At 65.9% G+C, this 15,177-nt stretch carries 11 protein-coding genes; 5 read left to right on the top strand and 6 right to left on the bottom strand.

The genetic code is table 11. From position 1 onward, the window contains the following. The first annotated feature begins 32 nt into the window (after positions 1 to 32). Positions 33 to 1,619 (top strand): GMC family oxidoreductase, encoded by a 1,587-nt coding sequence (locus tag MKCMC460_RS21545; RefSeq protein ID WP_236976931.1) that lies wholly within the window; start codon positions 33 to 35, stop codon positions 1,617 to 1,619. 14 nt (positions 1,620 to 1,633) lie between these two features. On the opposite strand, the gene MKCMC460_RS21540 is transcribed toward MKCMC460_RS21545, so the two are convergent. The 4 genes from MKCMC460_RS21540 to MKCMC460_RS21525 are packed head-to-tail and all read right to left on the bottom strand — an operon-like array spanning position 1,634 to position 7,020. Continuing rightward, a complete protein-coding gene (locus MKCMC460_RS21540; RefSeq protein ID WP_236976929.1) occupies positions 1,634 to 3,280 on the bottom strand; it encodes an ABC transporter family substrate-binding protein in 1,647 nt (548 codons plus the stop codon). 55 nt (positions 3,281 to 3,335) lie between these two features. Continuing rightward, positions 3,336 to 5,165 carry an ABC transporter ATP-binding protein gene (locus MKCMC460_RS21535; RefSeq protein ID WP_236976928.1) on the bottom strand — a complete coding sequence of 610 codons (1,830 nt, stop codon included), beginning with the start codon at positions 5,163 to 5,165 and terminating at the stop codon, positions 3,336 to 3,338. Further along, on the bottom strand, positions 5,162 to 6,046 hold the full coding sequence (locus MKCMC460_RS21530) for an ABC transporter permease (protein ID WP_238304783.1): 885 nt from the start codon (positions 6,044 to 6,046) through the stop codon (positions 5,162 to 5,164). Before MKCMC460_RS21530 ends, MKCMC460_RS21535 begins: the two co-directional genes overlap by 4 nt. Continuing rightward, positions 6,046 to 7,020 carry an ABC transporter permease gene (locus MKCMC460_RS21525; protein ID WP_238304782.1) on the bottom strand — a complete coding sequence of 325 codons (975 nt, stop codon included), beginning with the start codon at positions 7,018 to 7,020 and terminating at the stop codon, positions 6,046 to 6,048. Before MKCMC460_RS21525 ends, MKCMC460_RS21530 begins: the two co-directional genes overlap by 1 nt. Positions 7,021 to 7,190: 170 nt before the next feature. On the opposite strand from MKCMC460_RS21525, the gene MKCMC460_RS21520 reads away from it, so the two are divergent. The 4 genes from MKCMC460_RS21520 (at position 7,191) to MKCMC460_RS21505 (ending at position 11,974) form a co-directional block, all read left to right on the top strand. Then, positions 7,191 to 7,682, top strand: coding sequence for a carbonic anhydrase (locus MKCMC460_RS21520; RefSeq protein ID WP_236976926.1), 492 nt, complete (start codon positions 7,191 to 7,193; stop codon positions 7,680 to 7,682). Between the two features lie 116 nt (positions 7,683 to 7,798). After that, entirely contained in the window at positions 7,799 to 10,960 is a 3,162-nt protein-coding gene (locus MKCMC460_RS21515) for an adenylate/guanylate cyclase domain-containing protein (protein WP_236976925.1), read from the top strand. A gap of 164 nt (positions 10,961 to 11,124) precedes the next feature. Beyond that, positions 11,125 to 11,502, top strand: coding sequence for a hypothetical protein (locus tag MKCMC460_RS21510; protein ID WP_238304781.1), 378 nt, complete (start codon positions 11,125 to 11,127; stop codon positions 11,500 to 11,502). Further along, on the top strand, positions 11,492 to 11,974 hold the full coding sequence (locus MKCMC460_RS21505; protein WP_238304780.1) for a pyridoxamine 5'-phosphate oxidase family protein: 483 nt from the start codon (positions 11,492 to 11,494) through the stop codon (positions 11,972 to 11,974). The genes MKCMC460_RS21510 and MKCMC460_RS21505 overlap by 11 nt, the downstream gene beginning before the upstream one ends. 6 nt (positions 11,975 to 11,980) lie before the next feature. Here MKCMC460_RS21505 and MKCMC460_RS21500 read toward each other — a convergent pair whose 3' ends face one another. Next, a complete protein-coding gene (locus tag MKCMC460_RS21500; RefSeq protein WP_236976923.1) occupies positions 11,981 to 12,784 on the bottom strand; it encodes a phthiotriol/phenolphthiotriol dimycocerosates methyltransferase in 804 nt (267 codons plus the stop codon). Between the two features lie 28 nt (positions 12,785 to 12,812). Further along, entirely contained in the window at positions 12,813 to 15,176 is a 2,364-nt protein-coding gene (locus tag MKCMC460_RS21495) for a cytochrome P450 (RefSeq protein WP_236976922.1), read from the bottom strand. Position 15,177 lies beyond the last annotated feature (1 nt).

Below are 15,177 nucleotides of genomic sequence, written 5' to 3'. Positions count from 1 at the left end.
TCGGGGTTGACCGGCCTAGACTCGGCCCTGCGATGGAGATGCAGCGCGACTACGTGGTGGTCGGCACCGGCTCGGCCGGTGCCGCGCTGATCGATCGGCTCAGTTCCGACCCGGCCACCGAGGTGGCGGCACTGGAGGCCGGACCCGGCAACACCAACCGGTTCATCGGGATCCCGGCGGCGTTCTCCAAGCTGTTCCGCAGCGAGGTCGACTGGGACTACCTCACCGAGCCGCAGCCCGAGTTGGACGGACGCGAAATCTATTGGCCGCGAGGCAAAGTGCTCGGCGGCTGCTCGTCGATGAACGCGATGATGTGGGTGCGCGGCTTCGGCGCCGATTATGACGAGTGGGGCAGACTCGCCGATCCGCAATGGTCGGCGGCTCAGGTGCTCGAGTACTACCGTCGCATCGAGAACGTCAGCGCGGCGTGGCACTTCGTCAGCGGCGAGGACAGCGGCGTCATCGGCCCGCTGCACATCTCCCGCCAACGCAGCCCGCGACCGCTGACCGCGGCCTGGCTGTCCGCCGTCCGTGAGTGCGGCTACCCGGCTGCCCAGCCGAATTCCATTGCACCGGAAGGATTTTGCGAGACAGTCGTCACGCAGCACCGGGGCGCCCGGTGCAGCACGGCCGACGCCTACCTCAAGCCGGCGATGAGCCGCAAGAATCTGACCCTGCTCACCGAAGCCGCCGCGACGCGAATCCTGTTCGACGGCAACCGCGCCGTGGGCGTGGAATACCAGCGGGCCGGTCACACGTCGGTAATCCGCGCCCGGCGCGAAGTGGTGTTGTGCGGCGGTGCCGTCAACACCCCGCAACTGCTCATGCTGTCCGGGATCGGCGACCGTGATCATCTCGACGAGCACGGCATCGAGATCGTCCGGCACGCACCGGAAGTCGGCCAGAACCTGATCGACCACCTGGTGACGCCGTTGGGCTTCGACGTCGCCGACGGCAGCCTGTTCGCCGCCGAAAAGCCCCGGCAGCTGATCAGCTATCTGCTGCGGCGGCGCGGGATGCTCACCTCCAACGTCGGGGAGGCATATGGATTCGTCCGGAGCCGCGCCGACCTGGACCTGCCCGACCTGGAATTGATCTTCGCCCCGGCGCCGTTCTACGACGAGGCGCTGGTGCCGCCGGCCGGGCACGGTGTGGCGTTCGGCCCGATTCTGGTGGCACCGCAGAGCCGGGGCCAGATCACGCTGCGCTCCGCCGACCCCCACGACAAGCCCGTCATCGACCCGCGCTACCTGTCGGATCCGGGCGGCGTGGACCGGGCGGCGATGATGGCTGGGCTGCGGATATGCGCCGAGATTGCGCAGGCCCCGTCGCTGCGAGACGTCCTCGGGTCCGTCGTGCGACCACGCAACAGCACCGAACTCGATGACGCCACCCTCGAATTGGCCCTCAACACCTGCTCGCACACCCTCTATCACCCGATGGGCACCTGCCGGATGGGCAGCGACGACGCCAGCGTGGTCGATCCGCAACTGCGGGTCCGCGGAGTCGACGGGCTGCGCATCGCCGACGCGTCGGTGATGCCGAGCACGATCCGCGGGCACACGCACGCCCCGTCGGTGCTGATCGGGGAGAAGGCCGCCGACCTGATCCGGGGCTGACGGGCGCAGGCGCGTCAGCGCGTGAAGCCGATCGCGGTGAAGTCCGGGTCGGCCAGGCCGCGGGCACCGAAATTCGCCAGGTCGCTGCGCACGGCCACCGGGCCCGGCGATTGGGTCAGCGGCAGGCTGAACCCCTCGGCCCAGATCAGCTGGTCGACCTTATTGGCCAGCGCGCGCGCCTTACCGGGATCGAGCTCACCGAGCGTCTGTTCTATTGCGTCGTCGATCTCCCGGCTGCCGATCTTGCCGAAGTTGCTCTCGCCGTGGGATGCGTAGATCTGGGTGAGCCCGGACAACGGGAACGCGTCGCCCACCCAGCCGAACAGCGCGATATCGAACGCCCCGACATTGACGTAGTCACGGAAAAACCCACTGCCGGAACGGGATTGCAGGTCCAGCTTCACGCCGATCTCACCGAGGCTGTGCTGGGCGATCTGGGTGAACACCTTGGTGCTCTGCGCCTCGTAGAACAGCATCCGCACCACCAGCTGCCGACCGTCCTTCTCCCGGATGCCCGTATCGGGATTCAGTCGCCAGCCCAGCGCGTCGAGATCTCGTTTGGCCTGTTCGGGGTCATAGGGCAGGCTGTTGTCCTGATAGCCTTCCTGGCCGGCGACGAACACGTGATTGTTCAACGGCACCGGTTCGGCGGTGAGGCCGTGCAACGCGACGGTGGCGATGGTCTTGCGGTCGATGCCCTTGCAGACGGCCAGGCGCAGCGCCGGGTCCTGCAGGATCGATCCGTTGGCGCCGTTCATGGTGAAGTGTGTCCAGACCGGCGCGGGTGCCTGCCGGATGGCGATGCCCTTGGTGCGTTCGGCGATGATCAGCTGGTCGAGCGAGGCGAGTCCGGTCGCGTCGATCGTGTTGTTCTGCAGCGCCGGCAGCCGCGCCGTGTCGTCGAGCACCAGATAGGTGATGGAATCCAGGCGCGGCGTCCGGCCCCACCATCTCGGGTTGCGGGTCAACACGATTCGCTGTTTGGCCCGATCCAGTGTCGAGATGATGAACGGGCCGGCAGACAGGCCCGGCGCGTCGAGCCAGCCCTTGTTGAAAGCGTCGGGAGTCGAGGTGAGGGTGGCCGGCAACAGCATGCCGTTGCCGGCGAACATGCCCCGCCATTCGGCGTAGGGCTTGGCGAAGGTCATGATCGCCTGCCGATCGTCCACCCCGCGGGTCACCGACGCGACTCGCTCGGCGCCGTTGGTGGTCGCGATGGCGAATGCCTCATCGGATCCGCTGGTGGCGTGTATCTGACTGGCGATGTCCTGCCAGGTGATCGGACTCCCGTCGGACCACACCGCTTTGGGGTTGATGGTGTAGGTGATCACCTGCGGGTCGGTTCCGGTGAGTTCGACGCTGGTGAAGTAGTCGGTGTTGACTCGCGTGGAGCCGTCGGCTCCGATGATGAACGCGCTGGGCAGAGTGGCCTTCATCATCCCGGAGACTTCCGACGAGTTGCCGTCGATATGCAGGATGTTGAAATTCGGCGGGAAGTCGATGAGCGCGAGCCGCAGGTTTCCACCCTCGCGCAGGGTGGCGGGATCCTGCGGGTTGACGTCGCTGGCGGTGCCGATGGCGCCGTGACCGGCCGGCGTCAGTTGGCCGCCGGTCGCGCATCCGGACAGCAGCAAGGCGCCGGCCAGCAGAGCGCACAACATTTTCAGGAGCGGCGTGCTTCGGCGGCCCGGCGTCCCGGGCGGCGCACCTGCGCGGCTACCCATGGCTTGCTCCCGGCACGGCGCCCAGCAGTCGTTTGGTGTATTCGTGTCGCGGATTGCCGAACACCTGCTGGCTGTCGCCCTGCTCGACGACGGCGCCCCGCAGCATCACCACCACCTGGTGGGCGAGGTGTTTGACCACCGAAAGGTCGTGGGAGACAAAAAGATAGGACAATCCGAACTGGTCTTGGAGGTCCAGTAGCAGGTTGATGATGCCGGCCTGGATGGAGACGTCGAGTGCGGACACCGGCTCGTCGAGGGCGAGGATCTTGGGCTGCAGGGCCAAGGCCCGCGCGATGCCGATACGTTGCTTCTGGCCGCCGGAGAACTCGGCGGGATAGCGGTTGGCGTCGGCGCGGCGCAGGCCCACGATGTCGAGCAGCTCCCCGACCCGGGCGTTGGTGCTGCCCTTGTCGGAACCGTTGGCCCGCAACGGTTCCGCTAGCAGCTCGAAGACCGGAAGCCGCGGATCCAGCGAGGCCACCGGGTCCTGGAACACGATCTGGATGTCGCGCCGCAATGACCGCCGGCCCGCTGCACCAAGAGTTGTGACATCGGTGCCGAGCACCTCGATCGAACCCGACTGTGGCGCGGCGAGCTCCATGATCTGTTGCAGCGTGGTCGATTTGCCCGACCCGGACTCGCCGACGATGCCCAGCGTGCGGCCTTGTTGCAGCTCGAAGCTGACGCCGTCGACGGCGCGGACCTCGCCGACGGTGCGGCGCAACAGCACGCCTTTGGTCAGCGGGTAGGTCTTGACCAGATCACGCACCCGCACCACCACGGTCGAATGATCGGACACCGCCTCGCCTTTGGCGGTTTCGACGCCGTAGATCTGCGCGGCGCTGCGCCCGGCGGCCGCATCGGTGCGAATGCAGGCGGCTCGGTGATCGGGTGCGACCTCCACCAGCACCGGTTCGGCGCTACGGCAATCGTCGATGACCAGTGGGCAGCGCGGCGCGAACGGGCACCCCGGGTCCAGCCCGGCCAGCGACGGGGGAGCACCCGGTATCGGCACCAGCCGGGTGCCCTGTGGGGCGTCCAGGCGCGGAACGGAACCCAACAAGCCGATGGTGTAAGGCATTTGACGGTCGCGATAAAGGTCGTCGACACCGGCCGACTCGATCACCCGGCCCGCGTACATGACCAGCGCCCGGTCGGCGAACTCGGCGACCACGCCCAGGTCGTGGGTGATGATCAACACCCCGGCACCGGTGACGTCGCGGGCCTTCTTCAGGACGTCGAGGACCTGGGCCTGCACGGTCACGTCCAGCGCGGTGGTGGGCTCGTCACAGATCAACAGGTCGGGGTCGTTGGCGATCGCGATGGCGATCACCACTCGTTGGCGTTCACCGCCGGAAAGCTCGTGCGGAAATGCGCGGGCGCGCTCGTCGGGCCGGGCGATACCGACCAGCTCGAGTAGTTCCACGGCCCGCGCGCGAGCGGCTTTCTTCCCGACGGTGGGCTGGTGCACCCGGATTGCCTCGGCGATCTGATCGCCCACTGTGTAGACCGGCGTCAGGGCCGACATCGGGTCCTGGAACACCGTGCCGATCGACCTGCCGCGAAAGCGCGACATCGCCTCATCGCCCAGGCCCAGCAGCTCGTTTCCGTGCAGCCGCACCGAGCCGCCGACTCTGGCGTACTCGGGAAGCAGGCCAACCACAGCCATCGCCGCAGCGGATTTACCCGACCCCGATTCGCCGACCATGGCGACCACTTCGCCGGGACTGACGTGGTAGCTGATACCCCGGACCGCGGTCACGGGTGCGCCGTCGGTGGGGAAAGTGACGGCCAGGTCGGTCACCTCGAGCAGCGGACTCATTGCGTACCGCGCCGCAGGGTTCTCGCGCCCGGATCGAGCGCGTCTCGCAGCCCGTCGCCGGTCAGGTTGGCGCACAACACGATCGACACCAACACCCCGGCGGGAAACAGGAACACCCACGGGAAGGTGGTGGCCGCCTGGGTGCCGTCGGCGATCAGGGTGCCCAGCGACACGTCGGGAGGCTGCACACCGAAACCGAGGAAGCTCAATCCGGTTTCGGCCAGAATGGCGAATCCGACGTTCAACGTGGCGTCGATGATCAGGATGGACGCCACGTTCGGCAGAATGTGGTTGGTGATGATCCGCCGGCTGGATACGCCCATATACCTTGCCGCGCGGATGAATTCGCGCTCCCGCAAGCTCATGGTCAGGCCGCGCACCATGCGGGAGCTGACCATCCAGCTGAAGGCGGCCAGCAGCAGCACGAGGGCAAAGATGTTGGCCGAGTTCTTGGTTCGCGGTGAGACGATGGCGATCAGGATGAAGCTGGGCACCACCAGCATCAGGTCGACCACGAACATCAGCATCCCGTCGCGCCAGTCCCGGAAGTAGCCGGCGATCGACCCCACGGTGGCGGCAATGCCGGTCGAGATCACCGCGACGCAGACGCCGATCAGCATTGACTTCTGCATGCCCCGCAACGTCTGGGCCAACACGTCCTGGCCGATCGCGTTGGTGCCCCACCAATGCCGGGTGTTGGGCGGCTGCAACAAAGCGTTGAAGTCGAGGTCGCGATAGGAGTAGGGCAGCAGTGGCGGCAGTGCGTAACAGCCGATGAACAACAACACCAGCAGGGTCAGTGCCACGACCGCAGACCGGTTGCGCAGGAATCGGCGCAGCACCAGGGTGCGGCGGGAGGTGAATTGCACGGTGGCCGCCATCACACCCGCACCCGGGGATCCAGTGCCGCGTAGAAGATGTCGGAGAGCAGGCCGGCCAACAAGGTGACGGTCGCCGAGAACAGCGTGATGGCGGCGATGATGTTGGTGTCCTGGGTGGCCACCCCCCGGATCGTCCATTCCCCCATGCCGTGCCAGCCGAAGATCTTCTCGACGAAGACGGCGCCGCCGAACAGGCCGGCCACGCTGTAGGCGAACAACGTCGCCATCGGAATCAACGCCGTCCGCAACCCGTGCTTGACCAATGCCCGGCGCCGGGTCAGCCCCTTGGCGCGGGCGGTGCGGATGAAATCCTGTCCCAGCACGTCAAGCATCGCGTTGCGCTGGTAGCGGCTGTAGCCGGCGGCGCTGAACAACAGCAGCGTGAGCGTGGGCAGCACCAGGTGTTTCAACCGGTCGGCCACGGCGGCCCACGACCCCTCGGCCACACCGGGGGAGGTCTCCCCGGTGTAGTCGAACAGCTGGAAACCCAACGCCCAGTTGGTCCGCAACGCGCCCATGATCAGCAGGTTGGCCAGCACGAACGTCGGCGTGCTCAGCAGCAGTAGCGCGAATACGGTGACCAGGCGGTCGCTGGCCCGGTACTGCCGGATGGCGCCCCACGCGCCGAGCGTCACGCCCAGCAGGGTGCCCAGTACCGAGCCGATGACCAGCAGCCGCAGCGTGACGGCGATGCGGCGCCACAGCTCGGTCGCCACGGGCTGGCCGGTGACCGTCTTGCCGAAGTCGCCGTGGGCCGCGTGCGAGACCCAGTTCACGTAGCGGATCGGGATGGGGCGATCCAGCCCGAGGTCGTGGACCTTGGCGTCGATGACGGCCTTCGGTGGCCTCGGGTTGCGCTGCATCAGACTTTCCAAGGGCGAGAACGCGACCGAGGTGAGGCAGAACGTCAGGAAGGACGCCAGCGCCAGCAGCACGAGGTACTTCAGCACCCGGCGCAGCAGGAACCGCGTCATGCCGTAGCACCGTGTCGCATTGGGACAGGGTAGCGATGCGGGCGCGGCGTGGCGGTAACGGCGCCTTACGACATTGCGATCCCACTGAGCCGCACTAGTGAATTTCGGGCCCCCAATTGTTAGCCTCCAGCCCGGCAGCGATCCGCCTGGCAAACCCGAGGGAGACTTGCGTGACGGTTACCGACGACTACCTGGCTAACAACGCTCAATACGCGAGCTCCTTCAAAGGGCCGCTGCCGTTGCCGCCCAGCAAACACATCGCGGTGCTGGCCTGCATGGATGCCCGGATCGACGTCTACCGGGTGCTGGGCATCAACGAGGGGGAGTCGCACGTCATCCGCAACGCCGGCGGGGTGGCCACCGACGACGCGATCCGGTCGCTGGCCATCAGCCAGCGGCTGCTCGGCACGCAGGAGATCATCCTGATCCACCACACCGACTGCGGCATGCTCACCTTCACCGACGACGACTTCAAGCGCGGCATCCAAGACGAGATCGGGGTCAAACCGCCGTGGGCGGCCGAGGCCTTCCCCGATGTGGCCGAAGACGTCCGGCAGTCGTTGCGCCGCATCGAGAACAGCCCGTTCGTCACCAAGCATGTCTCGCTGCGCGGATTCGTCTTCGACGTGGCGACCGGCAAACTCGAAGAGGTCACCCTCTAGCGCGAGCAGACGCAAAAGCTCTCCCCATTTCGTGCCGAAACGGGTGCGTTTGCGTCTGCTCGCACCCTATCCTTGGGCAAACAGAGGGTTCGGGACCCTAGATCGGCGGTGCTCGGATGACTGCGTGCGGGTCGTGCGGCACTGGCCTGCGGCGAGATGCCAAGTTCTGTGACGAGTGCGGTGCGCCCACGTCGGTATCGGGTGACACGCCGGAGTACAAGCAGGTCACCGTGTTGTTCGCCGACGTGGTGCGGTCGATGGACCTCGCTGCCGCCGTGGATATCGAGCGGTTGCGCGAGATCATGACCGACGTCGTGGAGCGTTCGGCGGGGGTGGTGCAGCGTTACGGCGGGACGGTCGAATACAACGGCGACGGGGTGATGGCGCTGTTCGGTGCCCCGGTTGCGTTGGAGGATCATGCTTTTCGTGCTTGTTTAGCTGCGTTGGCGATCCAGGAGGAGGCCAGCCGGTTGGCGGCCGAGGTGGGTCGCCGGGACGGCGTGGCGTTGCAATTGCGGGTGGGTCTGAATTCGGGTCGGGTGATCGCCGGTGACATCGGTTCGAGGACGCCACGGTATGCCGCGACCGGGGAGGCGGTCGGGTTTGCCCAGCGAATGGAATCGGCGGCACCACCCGGCGGGGTGATGTTGTCGGAGTCCACCGCCCGGCTCATTGAACACGCCGCGCTGCTGGGCGAACTGGAGTGGGTGCGCATCAAGGGGGGCGACGAACCGGTGGGCGGGCGCCGGCTGGTGGCGATTCGCCCGCGGCAGAGGGTGGCCGGGCGCGACGAGGCGATCCTGGTCGGTCGACGTTGGGAAATGGCGGCACTCGAGGCCATGGTCGAGCGCGCAATTGCTGGCCGCGGTGGTGTCGTTGGTGTGGTGGGTCCGCCGGGGATCGGCAAGAGCCGGGCGGCCCGCGAGGTTGCGGCACAGGCCGCCAATCGAGGGGTGGAGGTGTTCTGGGGCTTCTGCGAGTCGCATGCCAGCGACATCCCCTTCGCAGTGGTGACCGGACTGTTGCGGGCGGCCATGGGTGTGGCCGAGCTGGACGGCCACACCGCCCGCGCCCGGATCCGGGACCACGTCCCGGATGCCGACCCGCAAGATCTGCTGCTACTCGAGGATCTGCTCGCTATCGGCGACCCCGAGGTGGCGCTGCCGCAGATCGACCCGGATGCGCGGCGGCGCCGGTTGACCGCGCTGATCAATACGGTGGCGTCGGCGCGCATCAAGCCGGCGTTGTACATCATCGAAGATGCGCACTGGATCGATGCGACCAGCGAGTCGATGATCGCCGACTTCCTCAAAGTCTTCCCGCGCAGTCCGTCGATGGCGCTGATCACCTATCGTCCCGAATATCAGGGAGCGCTTAGCAGGGTGCCCGCAGCGCAGACGATAGCGCTTGCCCCACTGGATGATTCGGCTACCGCGGCGTTAGTACGCGAGCTGCTGGGTGCGGATCCCTCGGTTGCCGAGCTGGCGGCGATCATCGCCGAGCGGAGTGCCGGTAATCCGTTTTTCGCCGAGGAGATGGTGCGCGAGATGGCCCAGCGCGGCGTGCTCGCCGGCGAACGCGGTGGCTACGTCTGTTCCGCGGGTGTCGCCGAACTGAGTGTGCCGGCCACGGTGCAGGCGGCCATCGCGGCGCGCGTCGACCGGCTGAGCGGCCCGGCCAGGCAGACGTTGCAGGCGGCGTCGGTGATCGGGGCGCGCTTCGAGACGTGGTTGCTGACTGCGCTGGGAATCGATCCGGTGTTCGATGAGCTGCTGGCCGCGGAGCTGATCGATCAGGTGCGATTCACCCCGAGCGCGGAGTACGCCTTTCACCATCCGCTAATCCACGCGGTGGCCTACGAATCGCAGCTGAAATCCGATCGCGCCCAATGGCATCGGCGTCTGGCCGCCGCGATCGAAGAGGGTGAACCGGGATCGATTGAAGAGAACGCAACGCTGATCGCCGAACATTGGGAGGCCGCCGACGCGCCGCACGCAGCCTGTGGCTGGCACATGCGCGCCGGCGCCTGGTCAATGAACCGAGATCTCAACGCCGCCGCAGGCAGCTGGGAACGGGCCCGCCGCATCGCCGACGGACTGCCCGCCGACGACCCCAGCAAGTTGCCCATGCGCATCGCCCCTCGCACCATGCTGTGTGCCATCGCATGGCGAGGGCGAGAACTCGAGGAAAGCGCGGCCCGCTACTCGGAGCTACGCGAGTTGTGCAACGCGGCCGGCGACACGATCTCGCTGGCCATCGGCATGAGCGGACTGCTTGCCAAGTTCCTCTACGGTGGGCACACGCGTGAAGCGTCGCGCCTGGCATCCGAACAAGTGGCGCTGCTCGAGTCAATCGGCGATCCCGGCCCGACTGTGGGGTTGGCGTTCTCAACGTTCTGCATCTGGTTCGATGCTGGTGAATTCGGCAAGACGTTGCGATGGTCCCAGACCATTATCGATCTTGCCGCCGGCGACCCCGCCAAGGGCGCCGAGTTCGGGATGGGATCACCGCTGGCGGCCGCAATCGCATTTCGGGGCGCTGCTCGGTGGTGGTTGGACCGTCCCGGCTGGCGTCAAGACATCCACGACGCCCTCGCGATGGTCCGGCACAGCGATCCGACCGCCCGCGCCGGCATCGTCGCCTGGACGTATGGTTTCGCGATCCAATACGGGGTGCTCCGGGCTGAGAACTCGGCGGTGCGCGCGAGCGAGGAGGCGGTGCACGCCGCCGCGGCGGCCAGCAATGATCTCGCGCTGTGCTTGGCCGAGTACGTGTTGGCCGTCGCGCTGCTGAATCGCAACGCCGCGGGCGATGGTCATCGTGGGCTGGAACTGATGATTCGCGCCCGCGAACTTTGGCTGCGCGAGGGTGTTCTCTTCCTGCTGCCCGTGGTTGATGTCTGGGCCAGTTGGGCAAGGGCCAGGCGTGGCGACCGCGATGGTGCCATTCCAGTGCTGCGCCAGGCTGTCGACCAGCTGCATCAGCAAGACCAGGTCTTCTATGGCATCTGGGGTGTTGGAGTTTTGGTAGAGACGCTGCTGGAGCGTGGCACCGAGGGTGACGTGGTCGAAGCCCAGGAGGCGATTAATCGGTTGGCGAAGCTGCCGGCAGCCCAAGGCTCGGCGGCCCTCGACGTCCTGCTGCTACGCCTGCGCACGCTGCAATCCCGCGCCCGCGGCGACGAGGTCGCCTACCGGGACATGGTGCAGCGCTATCGCGAGAGGGCGAAATCGCTTGGCTTTGAAGGACATATCGCCTGGGCCGAGGCGATGACGTGAAGGCCGACGTATCGGTCGCTAAGTAGTACCGCGCGCCGGTGTCGGGGGTATTCAGTGGCCCGCTACTGAGTTCGACGCAGCGCACCGAAGCGAGAATAGCAACTGGTCCGGCGGCTGTCATTCGCCGCGGCAGCGCGACAGGAATGACGTTTGAAGGTGTCCGAGTGAAGCGAATTACGTTGAACGTCGCTCTGATTGAAGCGCGCGATCTTCTGCAGCGGGTGCCGCGCGCGTGCGTAGCCTTCATCGGCGACGGGGGTCCGCGGGTTGAGCCCGTCACCCTTGTCTTCGAGGATGATCGCTACCTGGTCGGGATGCCCTCGAGCGGCGCACATCGGCCGGCTGTTCACGACGAAGTGGTGCTGCTCGTCGACGACGGTGTCCAGTTCTTTGATCTCCGTGCGATTTACCTGCGCGGCCAAGTCCGGCCGCTGGGTGGGTTGGCGGGTTTGGCGGGCGACTTCTTCTGGTTCGCAATCGAGCCGACGCGAGCCGTTGCCTGGGATTATGCCCGCATCAGGGAAGTCGACGATGGTTGCTGACGACCCGGTGGTGATGGACTTCCTCCGTCGCGCGATGGTAGCGCGGATTGCGACCGTGTCGCGCAACGGACGACCCCATGTCAACCCCCTCTACTTCGTGTGTGGGAACGGGAAAATCTACCTTGGCACAACGGACCGAACCTTGGCAGCGCTGAATGTCAAGGCCAACCCGCGGGTCACCATCCTGTTCGACATCGAGAGCGAACCCGACGATCGGAGAATCCTGAGGATTCAGGGGGATGCGACGGTGCGCACCGACCCCGGATTGTGCCGATGGTACGTACGCCGCGACTTGCGCAAGTACATCCTGAGCCGGCGGGGATTGAGGAACTCGTTCGCGCACGCTCGGCTTCTCCCGGCAGTGCGTCGCTTCGTCACGTCGGGCGAAAAAGGAGTGGAGTGCGTGCTCGAGATCCGGCCGGAGGCGGCAGAACTTCTGGGTGCGCCCAAACAGATTGCAACGCAGGAGTAACCGGGACTAGGCGGACTCAGACACCGCCTCGGCTTTGGTGAAGCAGTACATCCGGTACAGATACTTCTCGCGTTGCATCGCACGATAGAACCGAGTGCCTTCCATGCCGGAGTATTCGCGGCCAATGCCGCGCAGGCCCGCCGGCAAACGGCTGAGCAGGTCGGAGATCCGCGGCGAATTCTGTTGCAGCGCGCAGAGCACCTGCGCATTGATGAGCTGCTGCGAAAGCATCCTCAGTGGAGCCTCGTCCAGCGCAGCATCCCACTCGGCGATGCCGTCGCGGGGGCGGAGATCGGCGTAGAGGAAATGTCCTCCCGGGCGAAGCACCCGCGCGACTTCGGCGAGGAACCGGGAAAAGTGCGGGTAGGCAGCGGAGGATTCGAGATTGATTACAGTGTCGAAGGATTGGTCGGGAAAGGGCAGCCGCTCCGCGTCGCCGTGCACGAAGTCCACGCCGGGCAACTTGTGCCGTTTCCGGCAAAAGGCGATGGCTGCCGGGTTGAGATCCAGCCCGGTGAAGGAGGCCGGGTGCAAGGTGCGCGTCAGGTAAGAGGCTCCGCCGCCGTGCCCGCACCCGACTTCGAGCACCCGTTGGCCCCCGAGGTCGGCCTGGGCCGTCATGCGGTGGTAGAGCTGGATGTAGAACCGGTCGGGCTCGTCGCCTTCCGAGAGGGAGAGTGCCATCGGCGGTTCTTCCTCGTAGCCGATGTTGAGGAATACCACGTCATCGGTGGCGAACAACCGGGTTTGGATGCGGTAGAAGTACTTTGAGACAAATCGGTTGAATGCCAAGAAATAGGTAACGTCCATCAGAGAACTCCAATTCACGTAGCCGCAGTTATGTTTTCGCGTCGTCGATGCGCCGGATCAGCACCGGGAAGCCGTCGGTAGGAGCCGGCAGTGCCGTCATGTCCCACTCCAGCGTGTAGCCGGACCGCAGCTCGATGCGATGTTCTCGAAGCAGATGGTGGATCACCAGCTTCACGACCACTGTCGCGAAATGCATACCGATGCATTTGTGTGCACCTGCGCCGAATGGCACGAAGGCAAGCCGGTGCGATCTGTCCTCGCGACGCGCCTCGCTGAACCGTTCGGGATCGAATGTGTGCGGGTCGCTCCACAGCCCCGGCCAGTAGTGGTTGAGTAACGGAGCGACGACCACCATGGTGTCTGCGGGCACGAAGTAACCCTGAATCGAGGTGTCCGCCAGTGTTTTCCGGAAGATCACCGGCACCGGGGCAAACAGCCGCATCGACTCGTTGATCACCATCCCAAGCGACTGCATGCGATCCAGCGTGTCCAGGTCAAGTGGCCCGTCGGCAATCTCAGCAGCCTCTGCCCGCACCCGGTCCTGCCACTCGGGATGCAGCGCCAGCTGATGCAGGGTGGCGGTCGCTGCGGCCGCGCTAGTATCGGTCGCGGCTGACATCAAGAAGATCATGTGGTTGATCGCGTCGTCATCGGTGAACTGATTGCCGTCCTCGTCGCGGGCGCGGCACAGTGCCGCGAAGAGGTCGTCACCGTCGGAACTGCGCCGCGCGTCGATGTTGGTGCGGAAATGCTGCTCGAGCGTGCGCCGACCGCGGATACCCGCCCACCAGCGCAAGCCGGGAACCGGAACCCGAACCACGGCCGTGGCGGCGTGCAGACACTGGGTGAAAGCCTGGTTCATCAGGTCGCTCTGCGGTCCGGGCTCGTCGCCCATGAACGCGACGGTGGCGATGTCGAGCAATGTCCGTTTCAGGTATGGATAAACCAGCAATTCGTGCTCGGGCACCTCCGCCGCGGCGGCGCGACAGATCGTGTTCATCGATTGCAGATAGCCGCTCAGACGTTCTCGGGTGAACGCCGCTTGCATGATTCGACGGTGGAAGTGGTGTTCCGCGAAGTCCAGGAACATCAGTCCCCGATTGAAGAAGCGCCCGGAAAAGAATTCCTGGCCCTGCTGCGAGAAGACACGGTCGCTGTTGGCGAACACTTCCTGCGAGGCGTCCGGCCCCAGCGCGAGCACGAACGGCAGCGCGAAGCCGCGCATCCACGACACTGGACCGTAGGTTGTCGCCCGACTTTCCAGAAATTCGACGGGCAGCGTCGCCGCGGCCAGGGCGTGACCGAGAATGGGCAGACCCTTGTCGCCCGGAATCGGTTGCAATTCACTTTCTTTCGGTGTCGGGAAAGGGCCGGGCCGGACCGGTTTTCGGTGCAACTGTCGGCGGGCGAGCACCGTACCGCCCTTGAGGACAAGCCTTTTCGTGCGACGACGGATATTTTCCGCGTGCTTGGCGGCGGCCGTGATCCCCACCATCGATTGCCCGTTTGCATCAAGCAGGCCCTTGACGGCCTTGAATTCGAAACTGATCAGGGTGTCCATCATCCGGTCCGGCAGCGCACGGCGAGCAAGGGCGGCGCCGCGCGAATCGAGACCGACTCGATATCGGATCTTCGGGCGCTTGGCTGCCAGGGCGGCGGCGACGGCATCGGCGAAGTCCGTGGTCGTGGTCTTGCTCACCTGTGCGACAGCCTCACTCGTGCTCAGGATCGTGACAAATCGCGAGCGGTACACGTCGACGACGTCGACGGGGGCCGCGGCAAGAATGTCGTCCGCGGATTCGCGGATCTTGCCCCAGATTGGTGTACAGACCACACCTGGCTGGACAACCGAGACGCTTACCCCGAGAGGGTGCAGCTCGCGCCGCAACGCATCGCTGAGCCCCTCCATGCCGAACTTGGCTGCTGCATACGCCCCCGCGTACGGTGGCACGTGGTTGGCGATGCCAGAGCTGACGTTGACGATGCGGCCGCCGGATGCGCGCAGCAGTGGCAGGAAGCGCTGGGTGACTGCAAGTGCGCCAACAAGATTCGTCTCCAGCTGGCTGCGCACCAGGTCCATCGGGACGCATTCGAGCGGCGCGCTGATGCACAGGCCCGCGTTGTTAACCACCGCCCACAACCCGGTGTCGAGGCATGCGTGTTCGAGGATTTCACCGGCTTGCGCGATCGAGGCTGCACTGGTGACGTCCAGCAGCACCGGGATGAGTTCGCCCGGCGACGTTGACAACCCGGAAAGTTCAGCCACGCTCGACTCGGAACGCACCCCGGCGAACACGCGATAGCCGAGTGCGCTGAGGTGGATGGCCGCGGCTTTGCCGAGCCCGCTCGATGCGCCGGTGATGACGACCGACTTCGACCGTGCCGGCGTCACC

Origin of the sequence: Mycobacterium sp. 20KCMC460, assembly GCF_022179425.1 — a bacterium.
GTDB lineage: Bacteria > Actinomycetota > Actinomycetes > Mycobacteriales > Mycobacteriaceae > Mycobacterium > Mycobacterium kiyosense.
Note: the sequence above shows the minus strand (reverse complement) of the source record. Positions and strands in the feature narration are given on the sequence as shown.

Bases quoted from the DNA above. Each gene is read 5' to 3' on its own strand.
- MKCMC460_RS21545 (WP_236976931.1), top strand. From the start codon at position 33: ATGGAGATGCAGCGCGACTACGTGGTGGTCGGCACCGGCTCGGCCGGT.
- MKCMC460_RS21540 (WP_236976929.1), bottom strand. From the start codon at position 3,280: ATGTTGTGCGCTCTGCTGGCCGGCGCCTTGCTGCTGTCCGGATGCGCG.
- MKCMC460_RS21535 (WP_236976928.1), bottom strand. From the start codon at position 5,165: ATGAGTCCGCTGCTCGAGGTGACCGACCTGGCCGTCACTTTCCCCACC.
- MKCMC460_RS21530 (WP_238304783.1), bottom strand. From the start codon at position 6,046: ATGGCGGCCACCGTGCAATTCACCTCCCGCCGCACCCTGGTGCTGCGC.
- MKCMC460_RS21525 (WP_238304782.1), bottom strand. From the start codon at position 7,020: ATGACGCGGTTCCTGCTGCGCCGGGTGCTGAAGTACCTCGTGCTGCTG.
- MKCMC460_RS21515 (WP_236976925.1), top strand. From the start codon at position 7,799: ATGACTGCGTGCGGGTCGTGCGGCACTGGCCTGCGGCGAGATGCCAAG.
- MKCMC460_RS21505 (WP_238304780.1), top strand. From the start codon at position 11,492: ATGGTTGCTGACGACCCGGTGGTGATGGACTTCCTCCGTCGCGCGATG.
- MKCMC460_RS21500 (WP_236976923.1), bottom strand. From the start codon at position 12,784: ATGGACGTTACCTATTTCTTGGCATTCAACCGATTTGTCTCAAAGTAC.